We start from the raw sequence: 21,844 nt of genomic DNA on the forward strand, positions 1-21,844 counted from the left end.
ACGATTCAGTCGAGCGTGACGACGAGGCCGCGCAGCTCGTAGGCCGCGATCTCGTCCCGGAGGGTGACCTGGGGTGGGCTGGCCATGTGCAGGCCGTCGAGCATGAACAGCTTGTGCAGGAAGATGTCGGTTTCGTGGATGGCGACGTGTGCGCCGGGGCATTTGTGGGGGCCGTCGCCGAAGCTCAGCCCCGCCGGACTCACGCCGTCGCCGATCGGGCGGGCGGGGCGGACTGTGTACGGGTCGGCGCCGATGGCCTGCGTGTCGATGTTGGTGCTGCTCACCGCGATGTCGATCTGGGCGCCGGCTGGGATCGTTAGCGGGCCGTGCGGGCCCGGTAGCTGGATGTCGGCCGTCGTGCGCCGTTTGAGAGTGGAGATGACCGGTTCCAAGCGCAGGAACTCGTGCAGGATCGCGATCCGTTCGGTCTGGTCAGCGTCGTGGTAGCGGGCGCGCAGTGTGTCGTCGGTGAACAGGTGCCAGGCGGCGACGTTGATGAACTCCCGGGTGGTGATCATTCCTGCGGGTGCGAAGGTGACGCACTCGGCGAAGATTTCGGCATTGGTGCAGCCTTGGTCGATCATGTGTGAGATGAGGTCATCCGTGCGTCGCCGACGGCGGGCGCGTACCGCGGGGCGCACGTCGGCGAGGTAGAAGGCGAGGGCGTGGCGGTTCTGCCGGATGAACTGCCTGATGCCGCGGATGCTGGTGACATTCGGCGGTCCGAGGTCTCCCTGGGCGAACCGTTCCAGGCGGGCGGCCATGCCGGGGCGGCTGTTGGTGAGGCCGATCACCGCGGCGGCGACCTCGACGGCGAGGGCGAAGCTGAGCTCGGACAGGTCGACGCTCCGCTCGCGGCGCAACCGGTCGATCTGCTCGTCGGCGACGCGGTGCATCAGCTCGCGGTAGTGCTCGTCGACCCTGCGTAGAGTGAAGAATCGTGCGGTCAGCCGGCGGCGTTCCCGGTGCTCGGGGCCGTCGCTGTGCAGCACCGGTCGGCGGATCCGCTTGGGAATCGCCTTAGATGCGTCGATACCGAGGCCGGCCTGCTTGGTTTCCAAGCTGCGCAGCACCGCCTGCCCGGCGGCGTACCCGCTGATCCGCCATACGCCGTCGGCGCCCTGTACGACCGGGCATCCGCCGTTCGGGTCTTCGCGGTCGATCTTGCGTGCCGACGTCCCGACGTCGGTCACCACGGGATCCGCCATGGATTCTCCTTCCCAGGGCACTCCGGAAACCGGCCGGGGCGCGGCTTCAGGGCCGTCATGACTGACCGGTGCGGCGATGGAGTGCTGCTGATGCCTATCGAATCGTTGGTGGATGCGAGGGAAAGCCGCCGCCGCCGCCCCTGCGGCTGGCTTGTTCGGGTAACGGCTCGAGGCGGAGTCGGGTGGCATCGGAGGAAGCCGTCGGCCGGACGCCTGAAACCTCTTGCAACCACTTGTGAGCCGGCAATGATGCCCCCTGCGCGGGGAATCCGTGACGGTCCCGGCCATGACGGCCCGCCGGGTTCGGCGGCATTCCTCAACGGTTCTGGCCGCTTTTCACGCTCCGCTTTTCACGCTCCGCGTCCGGGTCCGGGTCCCGTCCGACTTTACCGGAAGGATTGGGAGGGCCGGCTCATTCGTGCCCTCATTCGTGCCCTCCGGGGCGCAGCAGCGGGCCGTGATCTGACTACCCAATTGTGTCAGTTGGTGGGCGGGGCGTTCACGCCGAGCGTGGTCACGGCGCTTTTTCGGAAGCTCGCCGTCATGGTCTACGGCAGACCCGGCAAGGCGATCGCGACGGGAATCACGTGTCGCGCCCTTCCGTGCCGCGTGAAGGATTTCACGCCGACCGGGACGCCCTCCGTGTCCCGCCGTGTCCCGCCGTACTTCCCGCCGGATGCCACCTCGGTGGTGCGGGTGACGCTCTTCCCGGCCATGGCCGTGCCGGGTTCCCGCTTCACAGCCACCCGCCCACCAGGGTGGGTCTTACGGTCGGCTCCACGGGCGTTTATCGTCTCCGACGTACTGGCGGCGACGAGGTGACGCAGGTTGACCGCGGCGTTGGCGTCGCGGTCGGCCACCAGCCCGCAGGACGGGCAGGTGAAGATGCGGTCCGGCAGGGTCAGGTTTGGGTTTCGCCCGCCACAGCCGGAACAGGTCTTGCTCGAGGGGTACCAGCGGTCCGCGACCACCAGGGTCGATCCGTACCAGAGGGTTTTGTAGGCGAGCTGGCGGCGGACCTCGGCCATGCCGGTATCGGACACGGCACGGGCGAGGCGGCGGTTACGGACCATTCCGGCCACGGGCAGGTCTTCCACCACGATCGTTTCGTGGGACGTCGCGAGCCGGGTGGTGAGCTTGTGCGGCCCGTCGCGGCGCAGCTTCCGCAGCGACCGGGCCAGCGGCTTCGGGTTCGCCACGGTCTCACCGGTCGACAGGACGGCGAGGTGGCGCACCCCGAGGTCGACACCGACCGTCACGGCGGCACGCTGCCGCCGTGACGGGCCGGTGGGAACCTCCCGCTCGACCTCGACGGTGAACGATACGAACCAGCGGCAGGCCGTGCGCGACACCGTGGCGCCTAGTGGTCGTCGCTGCAAGTTCGCCGGTTATGCGGCGAGGGCGAGGCCGCTGGCGGTCTTGAGGAGATCGGCGCGGGTGTACTTCCAGTCGAACGGGGCCGCGGTCTGGTTGTAGAGGTCCTGGAAGCCCATGACCCGGTCGCCGAGTGCGTCGAGGTCGGCGAAGTCCCCGCGTTCGATGGCCTTGCGCTGCAGGATCGAGAAGTAGATCTCCACCTGGTTCAACCAGGAGGCGTGGACCGGGAGGTGGACGAGCGTCGCGGTCGGATGGGCCGCGCTCATCCGGCGGATCGAGGTCTGGCCGTTGTGGGAGGAGCCGTTGTCGACGACCCAGAACACCCTGCGTGCCGAGGCGTAGGGCTCGGCCGTCATGACCTGGTCGACGAGCCGGTGAAACGGGGCGATGCCGGTGGTCGGCTCGATCCGGCCGATGACGTGGGCATGGTGGACGTCGTAGGCGGCGAAGTAGGCCAGGGTGCCGCCGCGTTGGTACTCGAACTCGACGCGCGGTCCGTGACGGGCCTGGGCGGGCGCGGTCGGGTGGCAGCGGCGCAGTGCCTGCAGTTGGGACTTCTCATCGGCTGAGATCACATAGTCGTTCTCGCCGAGTGGTGCACCGTCCCAGATCCGAGCGTAGAGATCGAGGACCCGGGAGGCCTTCGCGACGAACGCCGGATCCCTGGGGAAGATCCACGAGCGGTGCTGCCAGGGGCGGATCGCATCCCGGGCCAGCCAGCGTCCGACCGACGACGCTGACACGCCCGCCACGATGCCCTCCCGGGCCGCGTGGCGGGCGAGTTCGGCGTTCGACCAGCGTTCCAGCGGCGCACCGACGTCCGCGGGCCGGGTGCACGCCAACGCCTTGACCTCGGCGACCTGCACCGCGGTGAACCGGGCCGGCCGACCCGAACGGGGCCGGTCCACCAGCCCGGCGAGCCCTTCACGGGCGAACCGGCCCCGCCACTTGCCCACGGTGTCCTCGCAGACACCGAGATCGGTGGCGATCGTCGTGTTGCTCGCACCGTCGGCGGCGGCGAGCACGATCGCCGCGCGCAGCCAGTCACGGCGCGGCACCGTCAACGAACGGGCACGGCCCGCCAGAACGGCACGGACGTCGCAGGTCAGGGTGATCGCGGTGGCACGGCGGGACACCCTCCCGGTCCTACCGGGCCAGCCACGCCCCCAAGGCACACCACGATCAACCCCCGGCCACAATCAGACCGTGGCGGGTATCCCGGAATCGACGAAGATCTCCTTGCGGCAGCGTCTCGTCGCGCATGCCGCCACGAACTGGCCCGGGATCAGCGTGTCCACCCGCTACCGGGGTCGGTTCGCCTACGTCACCGCGACCGATCCCGACGGCGACGACCAGCCCCTGTGCCGGCTCCGCTACGGCGGCTACGCCAACCAGTGGGGCTTCGCGATCTGGCGCGCCAGCCACGACGACTACGCCGACTCCGTCCTGGCCGACGGCTCACCGACCGGCACCGCCGAAGCAGCCCTCGACCTCGCCGCCGGCCTCTACCTACCCGCCACCACCCATCACCGACGAACTAACGGCGGCGACCACTAGGAGGCGGGCCCGACCATTCGCCAGCCGCCCGGTCAGCGCGCCCATCGGCTCGCGGACCTTCACCCGGCCGATCCGGGGCAGCTTCACATGCCGGTCGTCGGCCGGCACGCTGGTTGTTGTTCGGGTCGAGCGCGAACCGGTACGCCCGCAACGCCTTCACGCCGGTCGTCCTTCGTCCACCTGAACACGGTGCCCGTCGGGTTGGCCCGAACGGAGAAGTAGCACGTGATCAACCCGCCGAGGCCGGTCCTGAATGAGGGCTCCGCGTAGGTCTCCTCGTAAGTGTCCTACCAGGGGAAGGCCAACCGGCGGGGTGCCCTGTCGAGGACGCTGGGTGCCCGGTCGAGGACAACACGGCCGGCGAACGTGATGACCGCCAACACTCACGAGCGTTCACGAGGTCAGGTCCCAGATTCGCCGGCCGAAGGCCAGTCGAAGGATCGTGGTCACCGCAGGAGCGGGTGCGGTGGGAGGCCGGCGCACGGTTTACACGGTCTGCGTAGTTCGTGCGGTCAGCGCGGGGTGAGAGGACCGCCGCTACCGCCGCCGGCCTGCCGTGGCCGTCTCGCTGGCCGTCTCGACCGTGTATAACCAGCCAACCGCTGGACCGTTTTCCGGTCAACGAGAACGATCAGATCACCGCCGTACCGGACCGGGAGATGGCCACCCTCGCCATGGCCACCCTCGCCGTCACCCTCCGCGGGTTCACCTCCGTGATCTCGGGTGTCAGATCCGGTGTTCGGTGAGTACCTCGGCGGTGAGTTCCTGGGCTTTCTGGGCGCGGTCGGGTTGCGCGAGGTGGACGGCCACGAACAGGGCGTCGAGGACCGTCGCGTGGATGATGCGGCTGCTCATGGCCTCGACTCGATAGTTTGTTTCGCTGCTGCCGGCGACGAGGGCTACGTCGGCCAGCCTCGTCAGGGGGGATCGGAAGAAGCTGGTGAGGGCTATGGTCGTGGCCCCTGCCGCGCGCGCCGCGGCGGCGCCGGCCAGGGTTTCGCGGGTCTGCCCGGTGTGGCTGATGGCCAGGCAGGCGGAGGCGGGAGGCAGCAGGCGCGCGGCCACGTGTTGGACGTGGGCGTCGGCGGGGGCTTCGGCGAGCAGGCCGAGAGTGCGGAAGCGGTAGGCGGCGTCCTGGGCGAGCGGGGCGGACGTCCCCGCGCCGATGAGCAGGACCCGGTCAGCGCATTGCAGGGCGTCGACCGCGCGGGTGAATGCCGCGCGGTCGACGGTGCGGGTGGTCTCGGACAGGGCCGACTCGGTGCTGTGGAGGATCTTTTCCAGGATGGTGGCAGGGGAGTCGGCGTGGGTGACGGCCTCGTGGAGGCCGCGTTCGGGAGGAATCGCTTCGCCGGCGAGACGAATTTTGAGGTCGGCGAAGCCCTTGAGGCCGAGATCCTGACAGAACCGGACCACGGTCGCGACGGAGGTGCCGGTCCGGTCGGCGAGATCGGTGACGGTGAGGTGAACGATCTCCCTCGGGTCGTCGAGGATCAGCTGGCCGATCTTGCGACCGCTGGGAGTGAGAGTCGGCAGGCAGGCGCGTAGGTGCGCGATGGTGCCGCCCGGCCCGGGGGTGGGTTGGGCGGGCTCGTCGATCGTCTCGACGGCCGTCGGTCCGGTCATGGTCTCTCCCAACGTCGTCACCATCCTCGCGCTTTTCGGCTTCCAGCTTGCCGGTGGTGCGCTGTCATCTGCCGCATGGGCCGGATGAAGATCTGTTCCTTTGGTAGAAATCATACTGTATGAAAATTCTATCCATCTAATGCATTCCGTTAAGAGGATGTTTCCTTCTGTCTCCGTCTCTCAGCCCTGCCCCCGCTGAGCCCGTTGACCGTCTGCCGTAAGCGAGGAGAGATATGAAGCTGAGCACCGACCGCATCGTGACCGCCCACGTCGGCAGCCTGCCGTGCCCAGGATGCTGGCCGAAGAGGTGCTCCAGCGGGAGCATCACGACCCGACCCCGGAGCGGGCACAGCGGCTGCCGGGAACCATCCGCCAGGCGGCCGCCGAGGCGGTGCGCCGCCATGCCGAGGTCGGCATCGACGTCGGCAACGATGGCGAGATGATCAAGATTGTCTATGCCACCTACGTCAAGGAGCGGCTGAGTGCCTGAGCGCCTGAGTGGCTTCGACGCGACCGCCGGGGCCAGGCCCATCCCGCCGAAGGCACCCGATCATGACCAGCGTCCCGCCGCCAACCGGGCCGTTCCCCGCACCCGACGCGTACTGCGACTCACCCGCTGAGCATCGACCGCATCGCGGCCGAGTTCGGGGGACGGCCACCGTGGCGGACGGGTCCCTGCTGCCGTGTCGGTCGTACAGTTCCGATCCGGAACTGTACTCGGGAGAACAGCACCTGACCGGGCACAACCCGGGCCGTCGCCAACTCCAGGGTCTGGCGAGTACTGCACACCGACCACCGGCGTCCGCTCCCGACCCGTCGGACGGAATTCTCCGTGATCTGGGCGCTCTATTTCTATTCCCCGAGTTCTGCGTAGCCCTCCTTATCACCCTCCTGGTTCTGGCGGTGCCGGGTGGACCCGGCCCAGGCCGACCTCGTTTACCGCACCCACCATTCCGGCGCGCTGGCGGCCATCGTCCTGCACACCACATCCGCGTACCTGGCCCGTTCGGAGAGCCCGACATAATCGTATCGCCGTCCTCACCTGTCCTGGTGAGGACAGGTGAGTCGGAAGATACCGGCCGAACAACTTTCGCCGGCGCCTCCTGGTGGGTACGAAAAAATCCTCTGCACACACGGCACGGACGGACCGTCCGCGCCCGGTTCCCGCCGCCGTGTTAGCCCGGACGGGGTACCTGGTGAGATCGTGCGGGGTAGCACGAGGACGTCGCAGAGTACTGTCGCCAGGGCGATTCAACGTACACGTACGCCGATAAATTACGCAGGGAAGGGGCGTCCCGCCATGCGCTCGCGAAAAATGTATTTTGCCGCCGTCGGTGCTGCCGGCGCCCTGGCCGCCGCCGTGGCCGGTCCAGCCGGTGCCGCGTTCCCCGACGGGGTGCCCGGTTCCAGTCAGGTCACGCTCCCGGGCGGCTTCGCCCTGCGGCCAGATCTCGACGTGAGTATCGACAACGTCGTCGTCAACCCGACCCCGCCTCATATCGTCGCGCAGATCAACCCGTTGTTCCGCGCCTACTCGATCGGGGCGGCCGACATCAACCGGATCCAGAGCCACCTGCGGTCGCTCGACCTGCGATCGGCAGGCGGGCACGGCATGGTCTCGTGGACGCTGAAGAACGTCACCGATCATCCGGTCGCCTTCGGCTGGTTCTCGAAGGAGGGGCGGGGCGGCAACGGGGTGCTGGCGGCGGGTGCCTCGCGCACCTTGGACACGCATTCCTCCCTCGTCGTGGCCCGCGTGTTCGACCAGTCGTGGAACCCCTCACCCCAGCTGCCGACGATCGGTGTGTCGACCCACGGTCGGCCGGTGCCGGCCAGCGGACAGGGCCCGTCGACCGCGGCCACCACTACCGGCCTTACCGGCACCGGTCCTACCGGCACCGGCCCCGTCGCCCCGGGAGCCGGTATCGTGCCGGGCACGCGGGGCGAGGCGCCCTCGTACCCGCAGGCCTCTGGTGGCGGACAGGCCTCTGGTGGCGGACAGGCCTCTGGTGGCGGACAGGCCTCTGCTGGCGGACAGACTCCCGGTACTGGGGAGTCGACCGGTGGCGGACAGATCCCCGGTACCGCGAAGGCTCCCGGAACGGGAGAAGCCCCGGCCCAGGAGACGGGCTCGACATCACCCGTAACCAGCGGCACGACACCACAGGGCTCGCCCGGGCAGCAGGGCGGCACCGGCACCAGTACCGGCACGACGGTACCGGCGACGCCGATCACGACGAACACCGTCCCCTTCACGGGATGACCGGCTCTATGGGATGACAGAGGTGACGGACGCGGGCACCCGGCGGCCTCGACCACCCGCCGGCTTGTCGGCGCCGCGCGCGTCGGCCGCGCTGATGGTCGCCGTGTGCGGGCTGCTGTTCCCGGCCGCCTGCGCGGTCGGTGGTGAGGGCATCGGCGCCGGCTCTTCGGCCACCGGTATGTCTTCGGCCATCCCCAGGTCTTCGGTAACCGCCAGGTCTTCTCGCGGCGCGGCGGCCGAGCCGGAGGCGGTGAACACGATTCTGACCGCGACCGTCGCCGGCGTGGACGTCTACCCAACGCCCATGTCCACCTGGCCCGCGTCGCGGCTGAGTAACCCGAATGAGGCGGGCGCGCCACGGGTCTTTCTCGTCACGGCGAGACTGCCCGGATGGTGGCAGGTCCTGCTGCCGATATGGCCCAACGGCAGCCGCGGATGGATCAGGGACGACCAGGTCCGCGCCAGCACCACCGCCTATCACCTGCAGGTCGTCCGCGGAGCCCACCAGTTGCGGCTGTATCGCGGGAACACGCTCATATCCCTGTTCGTGGTGGCGGTCGGAACCACGGACACGCCGACCCCCGGGGGGCGGTACTACCTGACCGAACTGCTGCGGCCGCGGAATCCGACCGGACCCTACGGGCCCTTCGCCTTCGGCCTCTCGGGCTTCTCCACCTCACTGGCCTCCTTCGAAGGCCATGCTCCGATTATCGGTCTGCATGGCACCGACCAGCCCCACACGCTGGGGCGTGACGTCAGCCACGGCTGCATCCGCCTGAGTAACAGCGACATCACCTGGTTGGCGGGCATGCTGCCCCTGGGCACGCCGGTCGACATCGTCGCCTGACCGGTCCCATCTCGACCTCGTCGGGGTCTGTCGCGGATGCGACAGACCCCGATGCCGATCTTGAATTACTCAAGGCTGAACCGGCAGCCCGGCAGCCCGGCAGCGGCTGGCCGCGGGGCAGAGCCGGTTCTGCGGGGTCGGCTGGGTGGATGCCGGCGCAGGAGCGCGAAGCCGAGGGTGGCGATCCATACTCCACCAGAGTGTGGAGCCGAGGAAGCCCGCCGATTCCCATGCGGGGACCCCGGGGATCGCGGTGGTCAGGATGTCGCCCTGGTTGAGCAGGTAGATGGCGCTTGCGACCAGGCCCAGCATGCCCACAGCGGCGGGAAGCAGACGGCGGCGGAGGATGATCACGGAGATCGTCGTCGACCAGGCGATGGCGAGCGTCTGGCCGAGGTGCTCGCCAAGCAGGGCGCCGCCGAGCTGGTGTTGTGCGAGCCAGGCGGCGTCGACGGCTGCTCGGGTCGTCGTGTCGCCGGCCATGTACTGCCGTGCCAGCGGCGGCACGACGAAAACCCAGCGCAGGAATCCGGCGAGCGCGAGCACGATCGCGGCGGAGCCGACCCAGGTCGCGGCGCGCAGGACGGGATCGTCCCGGCGACCGAGGGCCGTGGGCAGCAGCAGCGTCGGCGGTAGTAGCAGAGCGTAGGTCCAGCCGGTCGCGAACCAGGTCCAGACCAGGCCGGTGCCGCCTCGATGGAAGGACGGAAGGACGACTCGGTGGCCCGATGGACGGCCCCAACGCGCTCGCGCTCAACGAGCGGCTGCTCGCGGCGCTGGCCGACGGCGGGGTAGCGGCGGCGAACGCGGCCCGGTCCGCATATCTGCTGATCGTGTACGTGCTGGGCGCCATCGCGTTGGAGGCCGCCGAGCCGCACGAGCCGGGAACCACCGAGGCGGAGCGGATCGCCGCCCGCCGTGACGCGTTCGCGGCCGTGCCCGTCGAGCATTACCCACGCACCGCCAGCCAGATTGACGTGCTGGCCGCCTACGTCACCACCGAGCAGTTCAGCTGGGGCCTCGACCGTGTCCTTGACGGCATCGAACGCCTCATTGACCCCTGAGCGCGGGCAGTTCGTCGGCGCGGAGTCAAGGCTGTGGGATATTTTCAGTGGCGCTTCTCGCGCGTCCGCATCGAAAATCTTGTCGGGATTTCAGCGGTACCTCCTGGCCGGGCGGTGAACGGCCAATGAATCGGTCGGAATGGCGTCGGAATGGCGTCGGAATGAAGGTGGATAAAGCCGCTGTTCGGTGCTGCTCGATCGCCATCTCGAATGAATCGATAGCGCTGTGTAATAAGTGTTGACGACCTTCGTGGCGTGGGCCACAGTACCGGTTGAAAGTGGTGCTCGGCAGGTTGACCTGCTCGTGGCGACGAGAGGAAGCCGTTTCGAATTCCAGTAGTCTGGGCCAGGTCGGCTTTCCACATAGCCTCGCCGTGGGGCCAGACCTCCGGTCGGAAAAGTCGACCCAACGTTACGAGAGGCTCGATATGCACAACCCGGAAGGGCGCGGCACCTCGCCAGGTCCGGTGGCGCCGACGAGCGCGCGCCGCCTCGGGTCGGGAGCCGTGCGGTCGGGCGGAGACGTGGAAAGGATTCCGCTGTCGGCGGTGCAGCACGCAATGCTGTTGCACAGTGGCAGCGCTCCCGGCGAGGGATTCTACGTTCTGCAGAAGTTGTTCACGTTGCGGGAGCAGCTGAATCTGGCGGTGTTCGAGCAGGCACTGCGGGACCTGTTCGACTGGCATCCGATGCTGCGGACCAGGCTTCTGCTGGACCATCCGGACGGTCCGAGCCAGGTGGTCAGCAGTGATGTCGATGTGTCCTTGCCCGCGCGGGACTGGAGGCAGTTGGACAGCGCAACTCGGCAACAGAGCCTGCGCGAATACCTCGACGATGACAAGCGCCGGTCCTTCGATTTCGCGGCCGGGCCCCCGATGCGGTTCGCGGTCTTCCGCATGGATAATCATGAATACGAGTTCGTCTGGACGACCCATCATGCACTGATGGACGGGCGCTCCCTTTTCATGGTGAGCGCGGAACTCTTCGAACGGTACGATCACCTGCTCGTCGGGCGCCGGGCCGAGCGTCCCCGTCCGCGCCCGTACCGGGACTACGTCGCCTGGCTGGCCGAGCAGGACCTTGTCGCAGCGGAGTCGTTCTGGCGTGCCGATCTGGCTGGTGTTACGGAGCCCACGCCATTCGTCGTCGACGTGGTCCGCGTCCCCGACCCCGGTGAGAACGTCCTGACGGCCGTGGAGACCGAGCTTTCGGAAGAGATGACCAGGGCACTGGAACTCCTGGTCCGTGAGCAACAGGTAACCGCTAATAACGTCGTGCAGGCGGCGTGGACGGTCCTCCTGCAACAGCTCAGTGGCCGCCATGACGTAGTATTCGGTACAACCCGGGCATGTCGCGGATTCCTGGACGGCGCCCAGGACATGCTTGGTCTCTTTCTCAATACGCTGCCATTCCGCGTCGTCGCCCCGAGCACGATGACCGTGATCGAGCTGCTGAAGCGGCTGCGACGGCATCAGCTGGCGCTGCGAGAGTTTGAGCACACCTCGCCGACCCGTATCCACACCTGGAGTGATATTCCGGCCTCGCTCCCGATGTTCGAGAGTCTGCTCATCTTTGAGAACTACCTGCCTGCTACCCGGCTGCGGTCGCTGGGGGGTTCCTGGCGGCACCGGGAATTCCGTCTGGAGGAGCAGACGAATTACCCGCTCACTCTCTATGCGAACCACGACCACCGCCTCATCCTCAGGATCGGTTATGACCGCCGCCGTTTCACCGACAAGACGGTAGAACGGATGGGATCCCAGGTTCGGCGGTTGTTGGAGGCGATGGTTGCCGCCCCGGAGGTCCCCCTCGGTGCGCTTCCGAAACTTGCCCCGGAGGAGCTGGCCGGCCGGCGGACGAAGGGACTGGCCGGGCCGGTCGGACCGGTTGAGCCGGTTGAGCCGGGGGAGCCGGCTGGAGTTGTCGAGCACGAGACCGACTGGGTACGGCGCCTGATGTCCGTCGAGCCGCTCGACCTCCCGCGCCGTAATCCGGTCGCGGATCCGCCGCACCGGTACCGGGATATCCGATTCCCCGTCCCCGCTGATCTCGCCGGCGTGGAGGAGAAGATGGCCGCACGGGATGGTGACGGCCGGGGGCGCGATAGGTCCGAATGGTTGCTCACGGTGCTGCTGGCCTTCCTGGTTCGATTCAGCGGTGCGGACGGTCCGGACGTCGACCTGTCGTGGGAAGCCGAATCCGACGCCTCGGGCGGGGATGGCATACCGCTTGCCCGCCATCGGCCGTTCCGGGTGCCCTCGCTCAACGAGAGCCGGGGTTTCCTGGAGTTCCGCCGTGAGGTGGCCAGGCAGCTCCGCCTGTTCAGCGGGCGTAGCGGCCACCCCCGCGACCTAGGGGTTCGTCACGCGGAGCTACGTGCGTGCGCGCCATGGGCCGAGCGCGGCATGCCGGTCGCCGTCGAGCTGGTTGACAATCTCGATGTCGCTGCCGAGCCGCGGTCCGCGACCGTGCTGTTCGCGCAGATCCCGCGAGACGGTGAGGGATGCCGCTGGCTCATCGCCGAGAACGTCCTGCAAACTGGTGCGGCCGACACGATGCGCTCCATGTTCGTCGCGTTCCTCGAGGCCCTCACGGGCTCCGCGACGGCCGATCTGACCCAGCTCCCGCTATTGTCGCCCGAGGACACGCAACGTGTGCTTGTCACCTGGAACGACACGGACGCCGACTACCCGCGCGACCTGTGCGCGCATCAGTTGTTCATACGGCAGGCACGTAGCCGTCCCGAGGCACCCGCCGTCGTCTGCTCTGATCGCAGTCTCTCGTACGGCGAACTTGATCGACGGTCGACGCGCCTCGCCGCGTTCCTCGGTCGCCACGGCATCGGTCCCGGCAGCCTTGTCGGCATCTACCTCGAGCGGTCGGAAGAAATTGTTGTCGCTGTACTCGGCGTGATGAAATCCGGAGCGGCCTTTGTGCCGTTGGATCCGGTGTATCCACCCGACCGCATCACTCAGATGCTCACCAGTTCGGGGTCGACACTGCTGCTCACCCGGACGAGTTTGGAGCCCGATGTCCGGGACTGCCCGGCGACCGTCGTCACGCTCGATCAGTACTGGGATGTGATCGCGACAGCCGGGGGCGGTCCGGGCGAGGAACATGACGAGGAATCTGACGAGGAAAAATATGACCGAGGGTCACCGGAGGGTCGTGCTTATGTAATCTACACGTCGGGGTCGACCGGCCGGCCCAAGGGGGTGGATGTCGGCCACCGGGCCCTGACGAACCTTCTGTGCTCGATGGCGCGGACTCCAGGATTTACCGAGTACGACCGCCTGCTGGCGGTGACCACGGTCTGCTTTGACATCGCCTACCTCGAGCTTCTCCTGCCGCTGGTGACAGGCGGGCAGGTCGAGGTGGTACCCGCCGATGTCGCCAGTGACGGGTTCGAACTGCGGAGACGGATCGAGCGGAGCCGCCCGACGGTCATGCAGGCGACCCCGGCGACCTGGCGGATGCTGATCGCCGCGGCCTGGGAGGGTGACCGTGGCCTGACGGCCCTGTGCGGAGGCGAACAGCTGCCTCGCGACCTCGCTGACGGCCTTCTCGCGCGGGTTGCGAAGGTGTGGAACCTCTACGGCCCGACCGAGACGACGATCTGGTCCTCGGTCGACCGCGTGGAGCCGGGTCGGCAGGTTACGATCGGGCGACCGATCGCCAATACCCGGTTTTACGTCCTCGACAGATGGCTTCAGCCGGTGCCGCCCGGGGTACCCGGCGAGCTGTACATCGGTGGGGACGGGGTGGCCGCGGGCTATCTCGGCGAGCCGGAGCTCACCCGGGAAAGGTTCGTCCGAGACCCGTTCGGACCAGACGAGTCCGCCGTCATGTACCGGACCGGGGACATCGTGCGCCACTTGCCCGACGGCCGGATTGACTACCTCCACAGGGTCGACAACCAGGTCAAGCTGCACGGATATCGCATCGAACCCGGTGAGATCGAAGAAGCTCTGCGCCGGCATGACGGCATCGCTGAGGCGGTGGTCTGCCCACGCGACATCGCCCCCGGTAACCGCCAGCTGGTGGCCTACCTCGTCTCGGCCGAATCCGGCCTCGGCGCGCGGCCGGAGGAACTCCGGCGGTACCTACGTACCCGACTACCTCCCTACATGATCCCGGCTGCGTTCGTGACCGTGACACGTCTGCCGCTGACAGCCAACGGCAAGATCGATCGTCGGTCCCTACCGGGGCCGCCTGAGGTTCTCCCGCCCGCAGGCGGAGAGCGGGTCCTGCCCCGTAGCGAGCTCGAGGCGGCAGTCGCCAGCATCTGGCGGGGTGTCCTGGGGGTGCCGGAGGTCGGAATCGACGAGAACTTCTTCGACGCCGGCGGTAACTCGTTGCTGCTCATGCAGGTTCTGATCCGGCTTCAGGCGGAGCTGTCCGAGTCGCTTACGCGGGTCGACATGTTCGCCTATCCGACTGTCCGGGGACTGGCGGCATACTTGTCCACCGCTGCGCCACGCCGGTCCGGTGACGCCGGATCCGGCGCGCCACACCCTCCCGGACGAGCTGGGGCACCCGAAGAATCCGGGGGGCGTTCCCGGTCAGCACTCGCGGGCCTCAGGCGCAGACGTGGTGGTCTCAGCTCCCGCCAGCCACCCGGCGCATGAGGCACCCGGCGCATGAGGCGGGCCCGGCGGCGACGCGTTCGAAAACTCGGCTGGGAAGGTGAGGAATGGTCCGCTGCAAGATCTGTTCACTGAACGCTGGTCATCCGGGAATATCACTTGACAATGACGGCGTGTGCAACCTGTGTAGCCTCGACGTCGCGGTCGAGATGTTCGAGAACTTCACCTACGTGTCCAGAACCTACGAGGAGTTCGCGAACAGCGGGCCGAACGAGCGTGGTCCCTACGACTGCCTGCTGATGTACAGCGGTGGCAAGGACAGCACGTACATGCTGGACAAGTTCGTGAACGAGTACCATAAAAGAGTCGTCTCCTACACCTTCGAAATTCCCTTCGAGAGCAGCCATGCCGCAGCGAACATGCGGCTTGCCCAGGAGAGGATCCCGGCCACCTTCGTCACCGACCGGTCCGACAAGATAAAGGACATGATGAGGGAGGTGTTCAACCGACCGGTCCCGGAGCGGCCGGGTAAGTACCTGGACGAGAAACTTCCCTGTGTCTCGTGCCGGTCATTCTTTGTCATCCGGGCAATCCTGCACGCGTGGCGGAACAACATCCCCTACATCATCCTGTGCGCGGACCCGCAACAGACGCTCACGATGGAGTCGAACGTCCGGAAGATCGTTAAGAACTTCTACCAGATCTTCGGCCGGGACCGGACCGGCGAGTTCTTCTCGGGCGGGCTGGAGGAACTACTGTTCGCCGACGAGCGTGAGCTGCCGAAGATTGTCTTTCCCTTCGTCGCCCTACGCGACGAATACGACCCCGACCGGATCGTCGCGGAGCTGAAGGCGAAAGGAATTTACGAATCCTCGCCATTCGAGACCCACTGCACGCTTTTTCCGCTACTCAACTACTACTCGTTCAGGAATTGGGGCTGTATGTTCTACAAGCTGAACGCGTCGAGTTATGTGCGGGCGGTCAACCGAAACAAGGACTACGACCGGTCCACCTACAGTGTCAAGTTCCCCCGATCGGTCGATGTGGCCGAGGTCGAGGACCGACTCAGGGCGATCGTGTTCGAGATCGCGGCAGGGGAGGGGGACCCCGGCGCGCACGAGGAGGCCCTCGTCGAGGTGTTCAAGCAGCTTGATGCCGGCGAGGACGCCGCCCGGTATGTCGCCCGTAGTTTCCTCGACCTGCGTACCGTGGCCGCGGACATGGGCATCCGACTCGACTGAGAGTCTGCGCTGAAGGGGGAGACGATGGAACGACCAGACGACGTCCGGGATTCCGACATCGCTATTATCGGGATGGCGTGCCGTTTTCCCGGGGCCGATACCGTCGAGGAATTCTGGCAGAATCTGTGTGACGGGCGTGAGACCACCACCTTCTTCACCGAGGCCGAACTGCTGGCAGCCGGCGTCGGCCCCGCACTCGTGGCGGACCCGCGCTATGTGCGGGCCGGGCAGATACTGGCCGACATCGAGATGTTCGACGCCGAGGTCTTCGGGATCACGAGCGAGGAGGCGGAGCTCCTGGACCCACAGCAACGGCACTTCCTCGAATGCGCGCTCACGGCGCTTGAGAACGCCGGTTACAACCCGGACACCTGCCCCGGACCGATCGGTATCTATGCCGGCGCCGGGCTGAACACCTACCTTCTACGCAACCTCTCCGGCCGTTTCCGCCACGGGTCGACGCTGGAACGTTACCGGCTGATGATAGGCAACGACAAGGACTTCCTGGCGACGCGCGTGGCCTACAAGCTGAACCTGCGGGGCCCGGCGGTGAACGTGAACACCGCCTGCTCCACTTCGCTGGTGGCCGTCAATCTGGCCTGCCTGAGCCTGCTGGGCGGAGAGTGCGATCTTGCGTTGGCCGGAGCGGCCCATATCAAGGTGCCACAGGCCGAGGGCTACCTTTTCCAGGAGGGAATGATCCTGTCGCCGGACGGCCGGTGCCGGGCTTTCGACGCCCGAGCGCAGGGCACGATCCTCGGCAGCGGTGTCGGCATCGTGGTCCTGAAGCGGTTGGCCGACGCGCTCGCCGACGGCGACTGGATTCACGCGGTCATCAAGGGAAGCGCGGTCAACAACGACGGCGGCGCGAAGACCGGCTACACGGCTCCCAGCGTGCAGGGCCAGGCCGCCGTGATCGCCGAGGCTCAGGCTCTTGCCGGTTGCGCCGCCGAGACGATCACCTATGTCGAGGCCCACGGTACCGGCACCCCGCTCGGGGACCCGGTCGAGCTCGCCGCCCTGACCGACGTGTTCCTGCGGCAGGACGTGTTCCTGCGGCAGACAGGGGCAGGCGCCCGGTGCGCCATCGGTTCGGTCAAGACCAACATCGGCCACCTGGACGCGGCGTCCGGGATCGCCGGACTGATCAAAACCTCGCTGATGCTGCGACACCGGCGGATCGTGCCGAGCCTGCACTTCGAAAAACCCAATCCCGACATCGACTTCGACGCCAATCCCTTCCGCGTCGCCACGGAGTCCCAGGAGTGGCCGGCATCGGGCACAGCCCCGCGACGTGCCGGCGTGAGCTCGTTCGGCATTGGCGGCACGAACGCCCATGTGATTCTTGAGGAGCCGCCGCCCCGCGAACGCGAGCCCGGGGTGCCGCCTTCGGACGGCTGGCAGTTGCTGATGATCTCTGCCGGCTCGGTCGCGGCGCTCGAGGAGGCAACGGAGAATCTGGCGCGTCATCTGCGCGTGCACCGCGAGACGCTCGACCTCGCCGACGTGGCGTACACGCTCGCGGTGGGACGCCGGGCACGTGCGTACCGACGGGCGCTGGTGTGCCGGGACGTCCACGACGCCGCACTGACGCTCGCGCTCGGGGAGCCCGACCGCGTGTCCACCGGGCAGGTTGCCGACGGCGAGGCCGACGTAGTCTTCGTTTTCGCGCACCGTCTTATGGAGAACGGCGACGACACCCCTCTCGCCGGCCTGTACCGCGACGCCGCCGTATACCGCGACGTCGCTGTGTTCCGCGACGCGGTCGACCGGTGCGCGGTGGCCCTCAAGACTCTCGGGGTGAGGCCGCGGACACCCGACCCGGCGTCGTTGTTGCGTGCGCGGCATGGCGACGCCGTCGCCGCCTTCGTCGGGCAGTACGCTCTCGCCGAGCTCTGGACGGCATGTGGTGTGCGTCCGAGCGCGCTGGTGGGGTTCGGCTCGGGCGATCTGGTCGCCGCCTGCCTCGCCGGGATCTTCCCCCTCGAGTCCGCGCTCGGGCTGGCCTGGGCGCAGGCGCACGGCGAGCCGGCCGGCAACCTCACGCCAGCGGCCCCCCGGTACCCCGTGTGGTCCGCGGCAGTCAACGGTTGGCTGGACGTGGGTGCGCCGGTGCCGTCGGCGGGCTGGGTCGGGCCGCGTGACGAGACTCCCGACGCCGAGGAACGTCTCGCCCTCCTGCTCGACGGTCGGCGCGAGACATCATCCGGGCGGAAGGTTGTGCCATTGGAGATGGACCCGCGCGGCACCCGTCCCGACGACGGCACCCGTCCCGACGACGACGCCCGACACGTGTGGCTGGCGACCGCGGGGCGCCTGTGGACAAGCGGCGTCAGCCTCGACTGGTCGGCGTTGCATGCTGGCCAGGGACATCGGCGCGTGCCCCTGCCGACCTACCCGTTCCAGCGCAGGCGCTACTGGGTCGAGGCGGACGAGCACGCGTTTCCGGCGACTGCCGGAGGAACCGATGCCGGCCCCGCGCCGGCGGAGGGGACGCTGCGCGACCGAGTGGAGACGGCACGGGACGCCGAGAGACCCGCACTTGTCATCGATTTCATCCAACATCAGGTCGCGGAAATGCTCGGACTGGACGATGCGGCACAGGTGGACCCGGATCAGAACCTCTTCACGCTGGGGCTGGACTCGCTGAATCTGATCGAGATCGCGGCACGGCTGGGTGCCGAGCTGGAGCAGGACGTCCGGGCCTCGGTCTTCACCGATCATCCGACTATCCGCGCCTACGTGGAAAAGCTGGCGGCATCGCAGGACCTGCCCGGCACCGGCCCAGGCACCCTGACGGGGTAGCCGGCGGTCCGTGGCGCGGATGCCTCCGGGACAGGCCGCCGGTGTCGTTCGACGTGTCGTGTCTCGGCATCCCGAGAGCCAACCCGCACCCGCAAGGGTGGCTCATCTGCTGGGTGGGAAGGTCGATGGTAACGGCTTGGGCGGGGCGACGATAGCCGGCTACGGGCGAGGCGGCCCTGGTGGAGGTTGCCGCGCATCCGGTGGACGCCGTTCTGCTCGACCTGATGTTGCCGGGTATGGATGGTTTGGAGGTGTGCCGTCGCCTGCGTACCTCAGGGGACCTGCCGGGCCTGGTGAGCCGCGGGCGCTGACCGTCGGCCCCCTGGAGATCCGTTGCGCGGAGGGGGTGGTCCTTCGGGACGGCCGCGACGCGCGCCTCACCTGTGGGTCAGCCGGGCAGCTGACGGGCATCTCCTGGCCATGCTGTCCGCGCGGCAACAAGGCATGTGGCGGTCCCGCGCGCGCCGGCTGTGGACCAGCTTCTGGACGATTCCGGCCCTGTGTACCGCCTTGGCGGTTGGTCTTGCCGTTTCGGTTCCCTGGCTGGATGAGCGGGGGCTGTCCGCCGCGCTGCCGTTCCTGTTCAGCGGCGGGCCGGACGGTGCACGATCCGTGTTGTCCGCGGTCGCCTCCTCCATGATCTCGTTTACCGCGCTGGTGTTCTCGATCACGATCGTGACGCTGCAGCTGACCAGTGGCCAGTTCTCGCCTCGGGTGCTGCGGACCTTCCTTCAGGATCGCCTCACCCAACTGGCACTGGGTGTCTTCGTTGCGACTTTCGTCTATGCGCTGGCGGTCCTGCGCTCGGTCCGCGGCGCGGACACGGCCCGGTCGTTTGTGCCGCGGACGGCTGTCACTCTGTCGGTTCTGCTGGTACTCATCAGCGTTGTGCTCTTCATCGCTTATATCCACCACGTGACCAATGCGGTCCGGGTGTCGCAGATCTTGGCCTCGATCGGCACGCAGACCCGCCGATGCATCGCTCGCCGCTTCGATGGCGTCGGCTCCGTATCCTCGGTACCTCTGCCGACGGCCGCGCGCAGCCCAAGATATAAGATCATAAGCGCCCCGCGGAACGGTATTATCGCCGTGGTGCGAGACCGACCGGTGGTTCGGGCTGCCTCGCAGGCTAATTGTCTGGTTGTGCTCGTGCCAAAGATCGGTGATTTCGTTGCTGCCGGGATGCCGCTGTTCACCGTGCACGATGGCCCCGCCGACGGCCTCCGCGGAGACCTCGACCGGCAGGCCGTGATTGACGCGGTGGATATCGAGATCGAGCGGAGCATGGAGCAGGACATTGCGTTCGGCTTCCGGCAGCTGGCCGATATCGCGGAACGCGCCCTGTCACCAGCCATGAACGACCATACGACCGCGGTGGCGGCGGTCGATCAGGTGCATGATCTGCTACGCCGGCTTGTCACGCGGCACCTGACGCCCCGGGCCCATACTGACCGGGACGGCCAGCCGCGGCTCGTGGTGCCGGAACCCGATCTCGAGGACTACCTGCGGATCGGCGTGGACGACATTAGCCGGTGGGCGCAGGACTCCCCACGGGTGCTCTCCCGGCTGCGCCTCATGCTGCGCGACGTGTACGAGCAGGCTCGGCCTGAGCACCGGGCGCGCATCGCTTGCCGCGTCACCCGCTTGGAGCGCCGCCTCGCCGCCAGGAAAGGCTGACCGGGACGGCTAGATGTCCCGTTGCATCCCCTCCCGTGACTGCCCAGACGTCACCTTCTCACCGCCGGTGAACGTCGCCGATGGGTGTGCTGATGGATGAGGTGTGCGATCGGGGATGCTTGGCGGTTGCCGCGGTCAGTGGTGGCGGTCCTCGTACTGCGCGGCTGTGGTGACGTCTCGGGGATAGGTGCGTAGCGCCCGGAGACCGACGAGGCCGGCGGCCACCATGGGAGCCATCATGATCAGGAAGGTGAGTTGCAGGCCCCGGCGGGGCGGGGGCGCGAGCTCGTCCGGAGGGGCCGGGATACAGCCAGCCGCGGGAACGGCGCCGAATGCCCGCGACCGATGCCTTCTTCCTCGAGGTGGAAGGCCCCCGCAGCCCGCAGCAGGTCGGGGGCGTCGCGGTTCTGAGACTCCTCCCCGGCAGCTCCTCGCCCACGCTCGCCGACATCCGCGCCCATGTCGCTCGGCGCCTGGCGGATATTCCCCCGATGTTGCGACGAGTCGTGTCGCCGGGGCCGTTGTCCGGCTACAGATGGGAACTGGCCCGGAGTATCGACCTGTCCTGGCATGTCCGCGAGGTGACCCGGCAGCCCGGAGCCGTGCGGCCGGATTCGCTGTCCGCCTCGCCCGCGCCCGCGCGATGGGCGGCCGTGACCACCGGCATGGTGCGGCTCGGGCTGGACGGAGCCGCGCCCCCCTTCCCCTGGTCTGGGCGATCGGGACCGGCTCGCCGGGTGCGGATGGTGCGGCTGCGACTGCCCGAGGTTCGGGCAGTCGCGCGGGCCGCGAACGCCCGCGTGACCGACGTCCTGCTCGCCATGGTGGCACAGGCTGGCCCAGCTGCTGGCCGAGCAGGGCCAGCCGTGCGGTGCGGCGGTCCGTGCCATCACGCCGATCTCTCTGCGCACGACAGGCACCGCCATCGGCGACGACCTGGGTAACGCGACCACGGCGGTGCAGCTTGACCTGCCGCTCGACCCGATGCCAGTGTCCTGGCGGTTGCGGGCGATTACCGCCGGTGGCCGGCGGGCGCGGCGCCCGGGGCGGATCCTCGCGGCCGGCGCGGCCCTGCGGGTGATAGGTGCCCTGCCGGCGCCGCTGCGCGGACCCGCGGCTCGCAGCGTCTATCAGGGTCGGCATATTGGAATGATCATATCGAACCTTCCAGGCGCGGCGGGCCCGCGGGAGTTCGTCGGCCTGCCACTGCTCGACACCTACCCGCTGGTCCCCCTCGCCGAAGGCGTGCCGCTTGCGGTGGGGGCACTCGGCTGGCAGGACGAACTCTGCCTCTCGGTGACGACGGATCCCAGCCTTGTGCCGCCGACGGCGGACCTGGCCGGGCGGCTGTCCGCCGGGCTGGACCAGCTGCGTCGCGAGGTGAGCGCCCCGGCGCGCGCCCCTGGGACGGGGTCCGCCTCGGCCGGCTACCAGGGGCGCCCAATCTCGATCGAGTGGGCTGGCCGCGGCTGGCGTCGCCCGGGCGATGCCGGTGACCCGTAAGGACGGCGTGTAGCCGGGAGCGGCCGTGGGTGGGGGCGGATGGTTGGCCGGTCGCCGGTGCGGGAATGGCCGAGGCGGTGGCCTGTCGAG

16 protein-coding genes and 2 pseudogenes are annotated in these 21,844 nt (G+C 68.1%); 13 read left to right on the forward strand and 5 right to left on the reverse strand.

What is annotated here, in order from left to right; genetic code table 11:
- Nucleotides 1-5: 5 nt before the first annotated feature.
- The 3 genes and pseudogenes from FRANCCI3_RS09880 to FRANCCI3_RS09890 all read right to left on the reverse strand — a co-directional run bounded on the left by FRANCCI3_RS09880 (nt 6) and on the right by FRANCCI3_RS09890 (nt 3,721).
- Nucleotides 6-1,208, reverse strand: coding sequence for a cytochrome P450 (locus FRANCCI3_RS09880; protein WP_011436398.1), 1,203 nt, complete (start codon nt 1,206-1,208; stop codon nt 6-8).
- A 548-nt stretch (nt 1,209-1,756) separates the two neighbouring features.
- A pseudogene (locus FRANCCI3_RS09885) lies at nt 1,757-2,578 on the reverse strand (RNA-guided endonuclease InsQ/TnpB family protein); the annotation flags it as partial.
- A gap of 18 nt (nt 2,579-2,596) precedes the next feature.
- A complete protein-coding gene (locus FRANCCI3_RS09890) occupies nt 2,597-3,721 on the reverse strand; it encodes an IS630 family transposase (RefSeq protein ID WP_035958574.1) in 1,125 nt (374 codons plus the stop codon).
- 70 nt (nt 3,722-3,791) lie between these two features.
- On the opposite strand from FRANCCI3_RS09890, the gene FRANCCI3_RS09895 reads away from it, so the two are divergent.
- Nucleotides 3,792-4,142 carry a hypothetical protein gene (locus FRANCCI3_RS09895; protein ID WP_011435470.1) on the forward strand — a complete coding sequence of 117 codons (351 nt, stop codon included), beginning with the start codon at nt 3,792-3,794 and terminating at the stop codon, nt 4,140-4,142.
- Nucleotides 4,143-4,868: 726 nt separating this feature from the next.
- Here the strand turns inward: FRANCCI3_RS09895 and FRANCCI3_RS09900 are convergent.
- Nucleotides 4,869-5,768, reverse strand: a complete 900-nt coding sequence (locus FRANCCI3_RS09900) for a MurR/RpiR family transcriptional regulator (protein WP_011436401.1) — start codon at nt 5,766-5,768, stop codon at nt 4,869-4,871.
- Nucleotides 5,769-6,051: 283 nt separating this feature from the next.
- Here FRANCCI3_RS09900 and FRANCCI3_RS09905 point away from each other — a divergent pair, with 283 nt between their 5' ends.
- The 4 genes from FRANCCI3_RS09905 (at nt 6,052) to FRANCCI3_RS09915 (ending at nt 8,878) form a co-directional block, all read left to right on the forward strand.
- Nucleotides 6,052-6,258 (forward strand): hypothetical protein, encoded by a 207-nt coding sequence (locus tag FRANCCI3_RS09905; RefSeq protein WP_131728914.1) that lies wholly within the window; start codon nt 6,052-6,054, stop codon nt 6,256-6,258.
- Entirely contained in the window at nt 6,251-6,388 is a 138-nt protein-coding gene (locus tag FRANCCI3_RS26870) for a hypothetical protein (RefSeq protein ID WP_157493373.1), read from the forward strand. The genes FRANCCI3_RS09905 and FRANCCI3_RS26870 overlap by 8 nt, the downstream gene beginning before the upstream one ends.
- 680 nt (nt 6,389-7,068) lie before the next feature.
- Entirely contained in the window at nt 7,069-8,031 is a 963-nt protein-coding gene (locus tag FRANCCI3_RS26875; RefSeq protein ID WP_011436403.1) for a hypothetical protein, read from the forward strand.
- A gap of 13 nt (nt 8,032-8,044) precedes the next feature.
- Nucleotides 8,045-8,878 (forward strand): L,D-transpeptidase, encoded by an 834-nt coding sequence (locus tag FRANCCI3_RS09915; protein ID WP_011436404.1) that lies wholly within the window; start codon nt 8,045-8,047, stop codon nt 8,876-8,878.
- Between the two features lie 69 nt (nt 8,879-8,947).
- On the opposite strand, the gene FRANCCI3_RS09920 is transcribed toward FRANCCI3_RS09915, so the two are convergent.
- The gene (locus FRANCCI3_RS09920) at nt 8,948-9,559 is read right to left on the reverse strand and encodes a DUF4386 domain-containing protein (RefSeq protein WP_201783636.1); all 612 of its coding nucleotides are present in this window, start codon (nt 9,557-9,559) and stop codon (nt 8,948-8,950) included.
- A gap of 47 nt (nt 9,560-9,606) precedes the next feature.
- On the opposite strand from FRANCCI3_RS09920, the gene FRANCCI3_RS09925 reads away from it, so the two are divergent.
- The 8 genes and pseudogenes from FRANCCI3_RS09925 (at nt 9,607) to FRANCCI3_RS09955 (ending at nt 21,754) form a co-directional block, all read left to right on the forward strand.
- On the forward strand, nt 9,607-9,942 hold the full coding sequence (locus tag FRANCCI3_RS09925; RefSeq protein ID WP_011436406.1) for a TetR/AcrR family transcriptional regulator C-terminal domain-containing protein: 336 nt from the start codon (nt 9,607-9,609) through the stop codon (nt 9,940-9,942).
- A 428-nt stretch (nt 9,943-10,370) separates the two neighbouring features.
- Complete coding sequence (locus tag FRANCCI3_RS23365) at nt 10,371-14,570, forward strand: non-ribosomal peptide synthetase (protein ID WP_023841242.1); 4,200 nt, start codon at nt 10,371-10,373, stop codon at nt 14,568-14,570.
- Between the two features lie 65 nt (nt 14,571-14,635).
- Nucleotides 14,636-15,769: a hypothetical protein gene (locus FRANCCI3_RS09935; protein ID WP_011436408.1), complete on the forward strand. Its 1,134-nt coding sequence runs from the start codon at nt 14,636-14,638 to the stop codon at nt 15,767-15,769.
- Between the two features lie 24 nt (nt 15,770-15,793).
- Nucleotides 15,794-18,574, forward strand: coding sequence for a type I polyketide synthase (locus FRANCCI3_RS09940; RefSeq protein WP_011436409.1), 2,781 nt, complete (start codon nt 15,794-15,796; stop codon nt 18,572-18,574).
- A 173-nt stretch (nt 18,575-18,747) separates the two neighbouring features.
- Nucleotides 18,748-18,885 (forward strand): annotated as a pseudogene (locus FRANCCI3_RS24390) (response regulator); the annotation flags it as partial.
- Between the two features lie 109 nt (nt 18,886-18,994).
- A complete protein-coding gene (locus FRANCCI3_RS09945) occupies nt 18,995-20,251 on the forward strand; it encodes a DUF2254 domain-containing protein (RefSeq protein WP_023841240.1) in 1,257 nt (418 codons plus the stop codon).
- Between the two features lie 332 nt (nt 20,252-20,583).
- Nucleotides 20,584-21,195, forward strand: coding sequence for a wax ester/triacylglycerol synthase domain-containing protein (locus tag FRANCCI3_RS09950; RefSeq protein WP_035732345.1), 612 nt, complete (start codon nt 20,584-20,586; stop codon nt 21,193-21,195).
- A gap of 13 nt (nt 21,196-21,208) precedes the next feature.
- Nucleotides 21,209-21,754, forward strand: a complete 546-nt coding sequence (locus FRANCCI3_RS09955; protein ID WP_011436413.1) for a WS/DGAT domain-containing protein — start codon at nt 21,209-21,211, stop codon at nt 21,752-21,754.
- Nucleotides 21,755-21,844 lie beyond the last annotated feature (90 nt).

Origin of the sequence: Frankia casuarinae (assembly GCF_000013345.1) — a bacterium.
Lineage (GTDB): Bacteria > Actinomycetota > Actinomycetes > Frankiales > Frankiaceae > Frankia > Frankia casuarinae.

Bases quoted from the DNA above. Each gene is read 5' to 3' on its own strand.
- FRANCCI3_RS09880 (WP_011436398.1), bottom strand. From the start codon at position 1,208: ATGGCGGATCCCGTGGTGACCGACGTCGGGACGTCGGCACGCAAGATC.
- FRANCCI3_RS09900 (WP_011436401.1), bottom strand. From the start codon at position 5,768: ATGACCGGACCGACGGCCGTCGAGACGATCGACGAGCCCGCCCAACCC.
- FRANCCI3_RS26875 (WP_011436403.1), top strand. From the start codon at position 7,069: ATGCGCTCGCGAAAAATGTATTTTGCCGCCGTCGGTGCTGCCGGCGCC.
- FRANCCI3_RS09915 (WP_011436404.1), top strand. From the start codon at position 8,045: ATGACAGAGGTGACGGACGCGGGCACCCGGCGGCCTCGACCACCCGCC.
- FRANCCI3_RS09925 (WP_011436406.1), top strand. From the start codon at position 9,607: ATGGACGGCCCCAACGCGCTCGCGCTCAACGAGCGGCTGCTCGCGGCG.
- FRANCCI3_RS23365 (WP_023841242.1), top strand. From the start codon at position 10,371: ATGCACAACCCGGAAGGGCGCGGCACCTCGCCAGGTCCGGTGGCGCCG.
- FRANCCI3_RS09935 (WP_011436408.1), top strand. From the start codon at position 14,636: ATGGTCCGCTGCAAGATCTGTTCACTGAACGCTGGTCATCCGGGAATA.
- FRANCCI3_RS09940 (WP_011436409.1), top strand. From the start codon at position 15,794: ATGGAACGACCAGACGACGTCCGGGATTCCGACATCGCTATTATCGGG.
- FRANCCI3_RS09945 (WP_023841240.1), top strand. From the start codon at position 18,995: ATGCTGTCCGCGCGGCAACAAGGCATGTGGCGGTCCCGCGCGCGCCGG.
- FRANCCI3_RS09950 (WP_035732345.1), top strand. From the start codon at position 20,584: ATGCCCGCGACCGATGCCTTCTTCCTCGAGGTGGAAGGCCCCCGCAGC.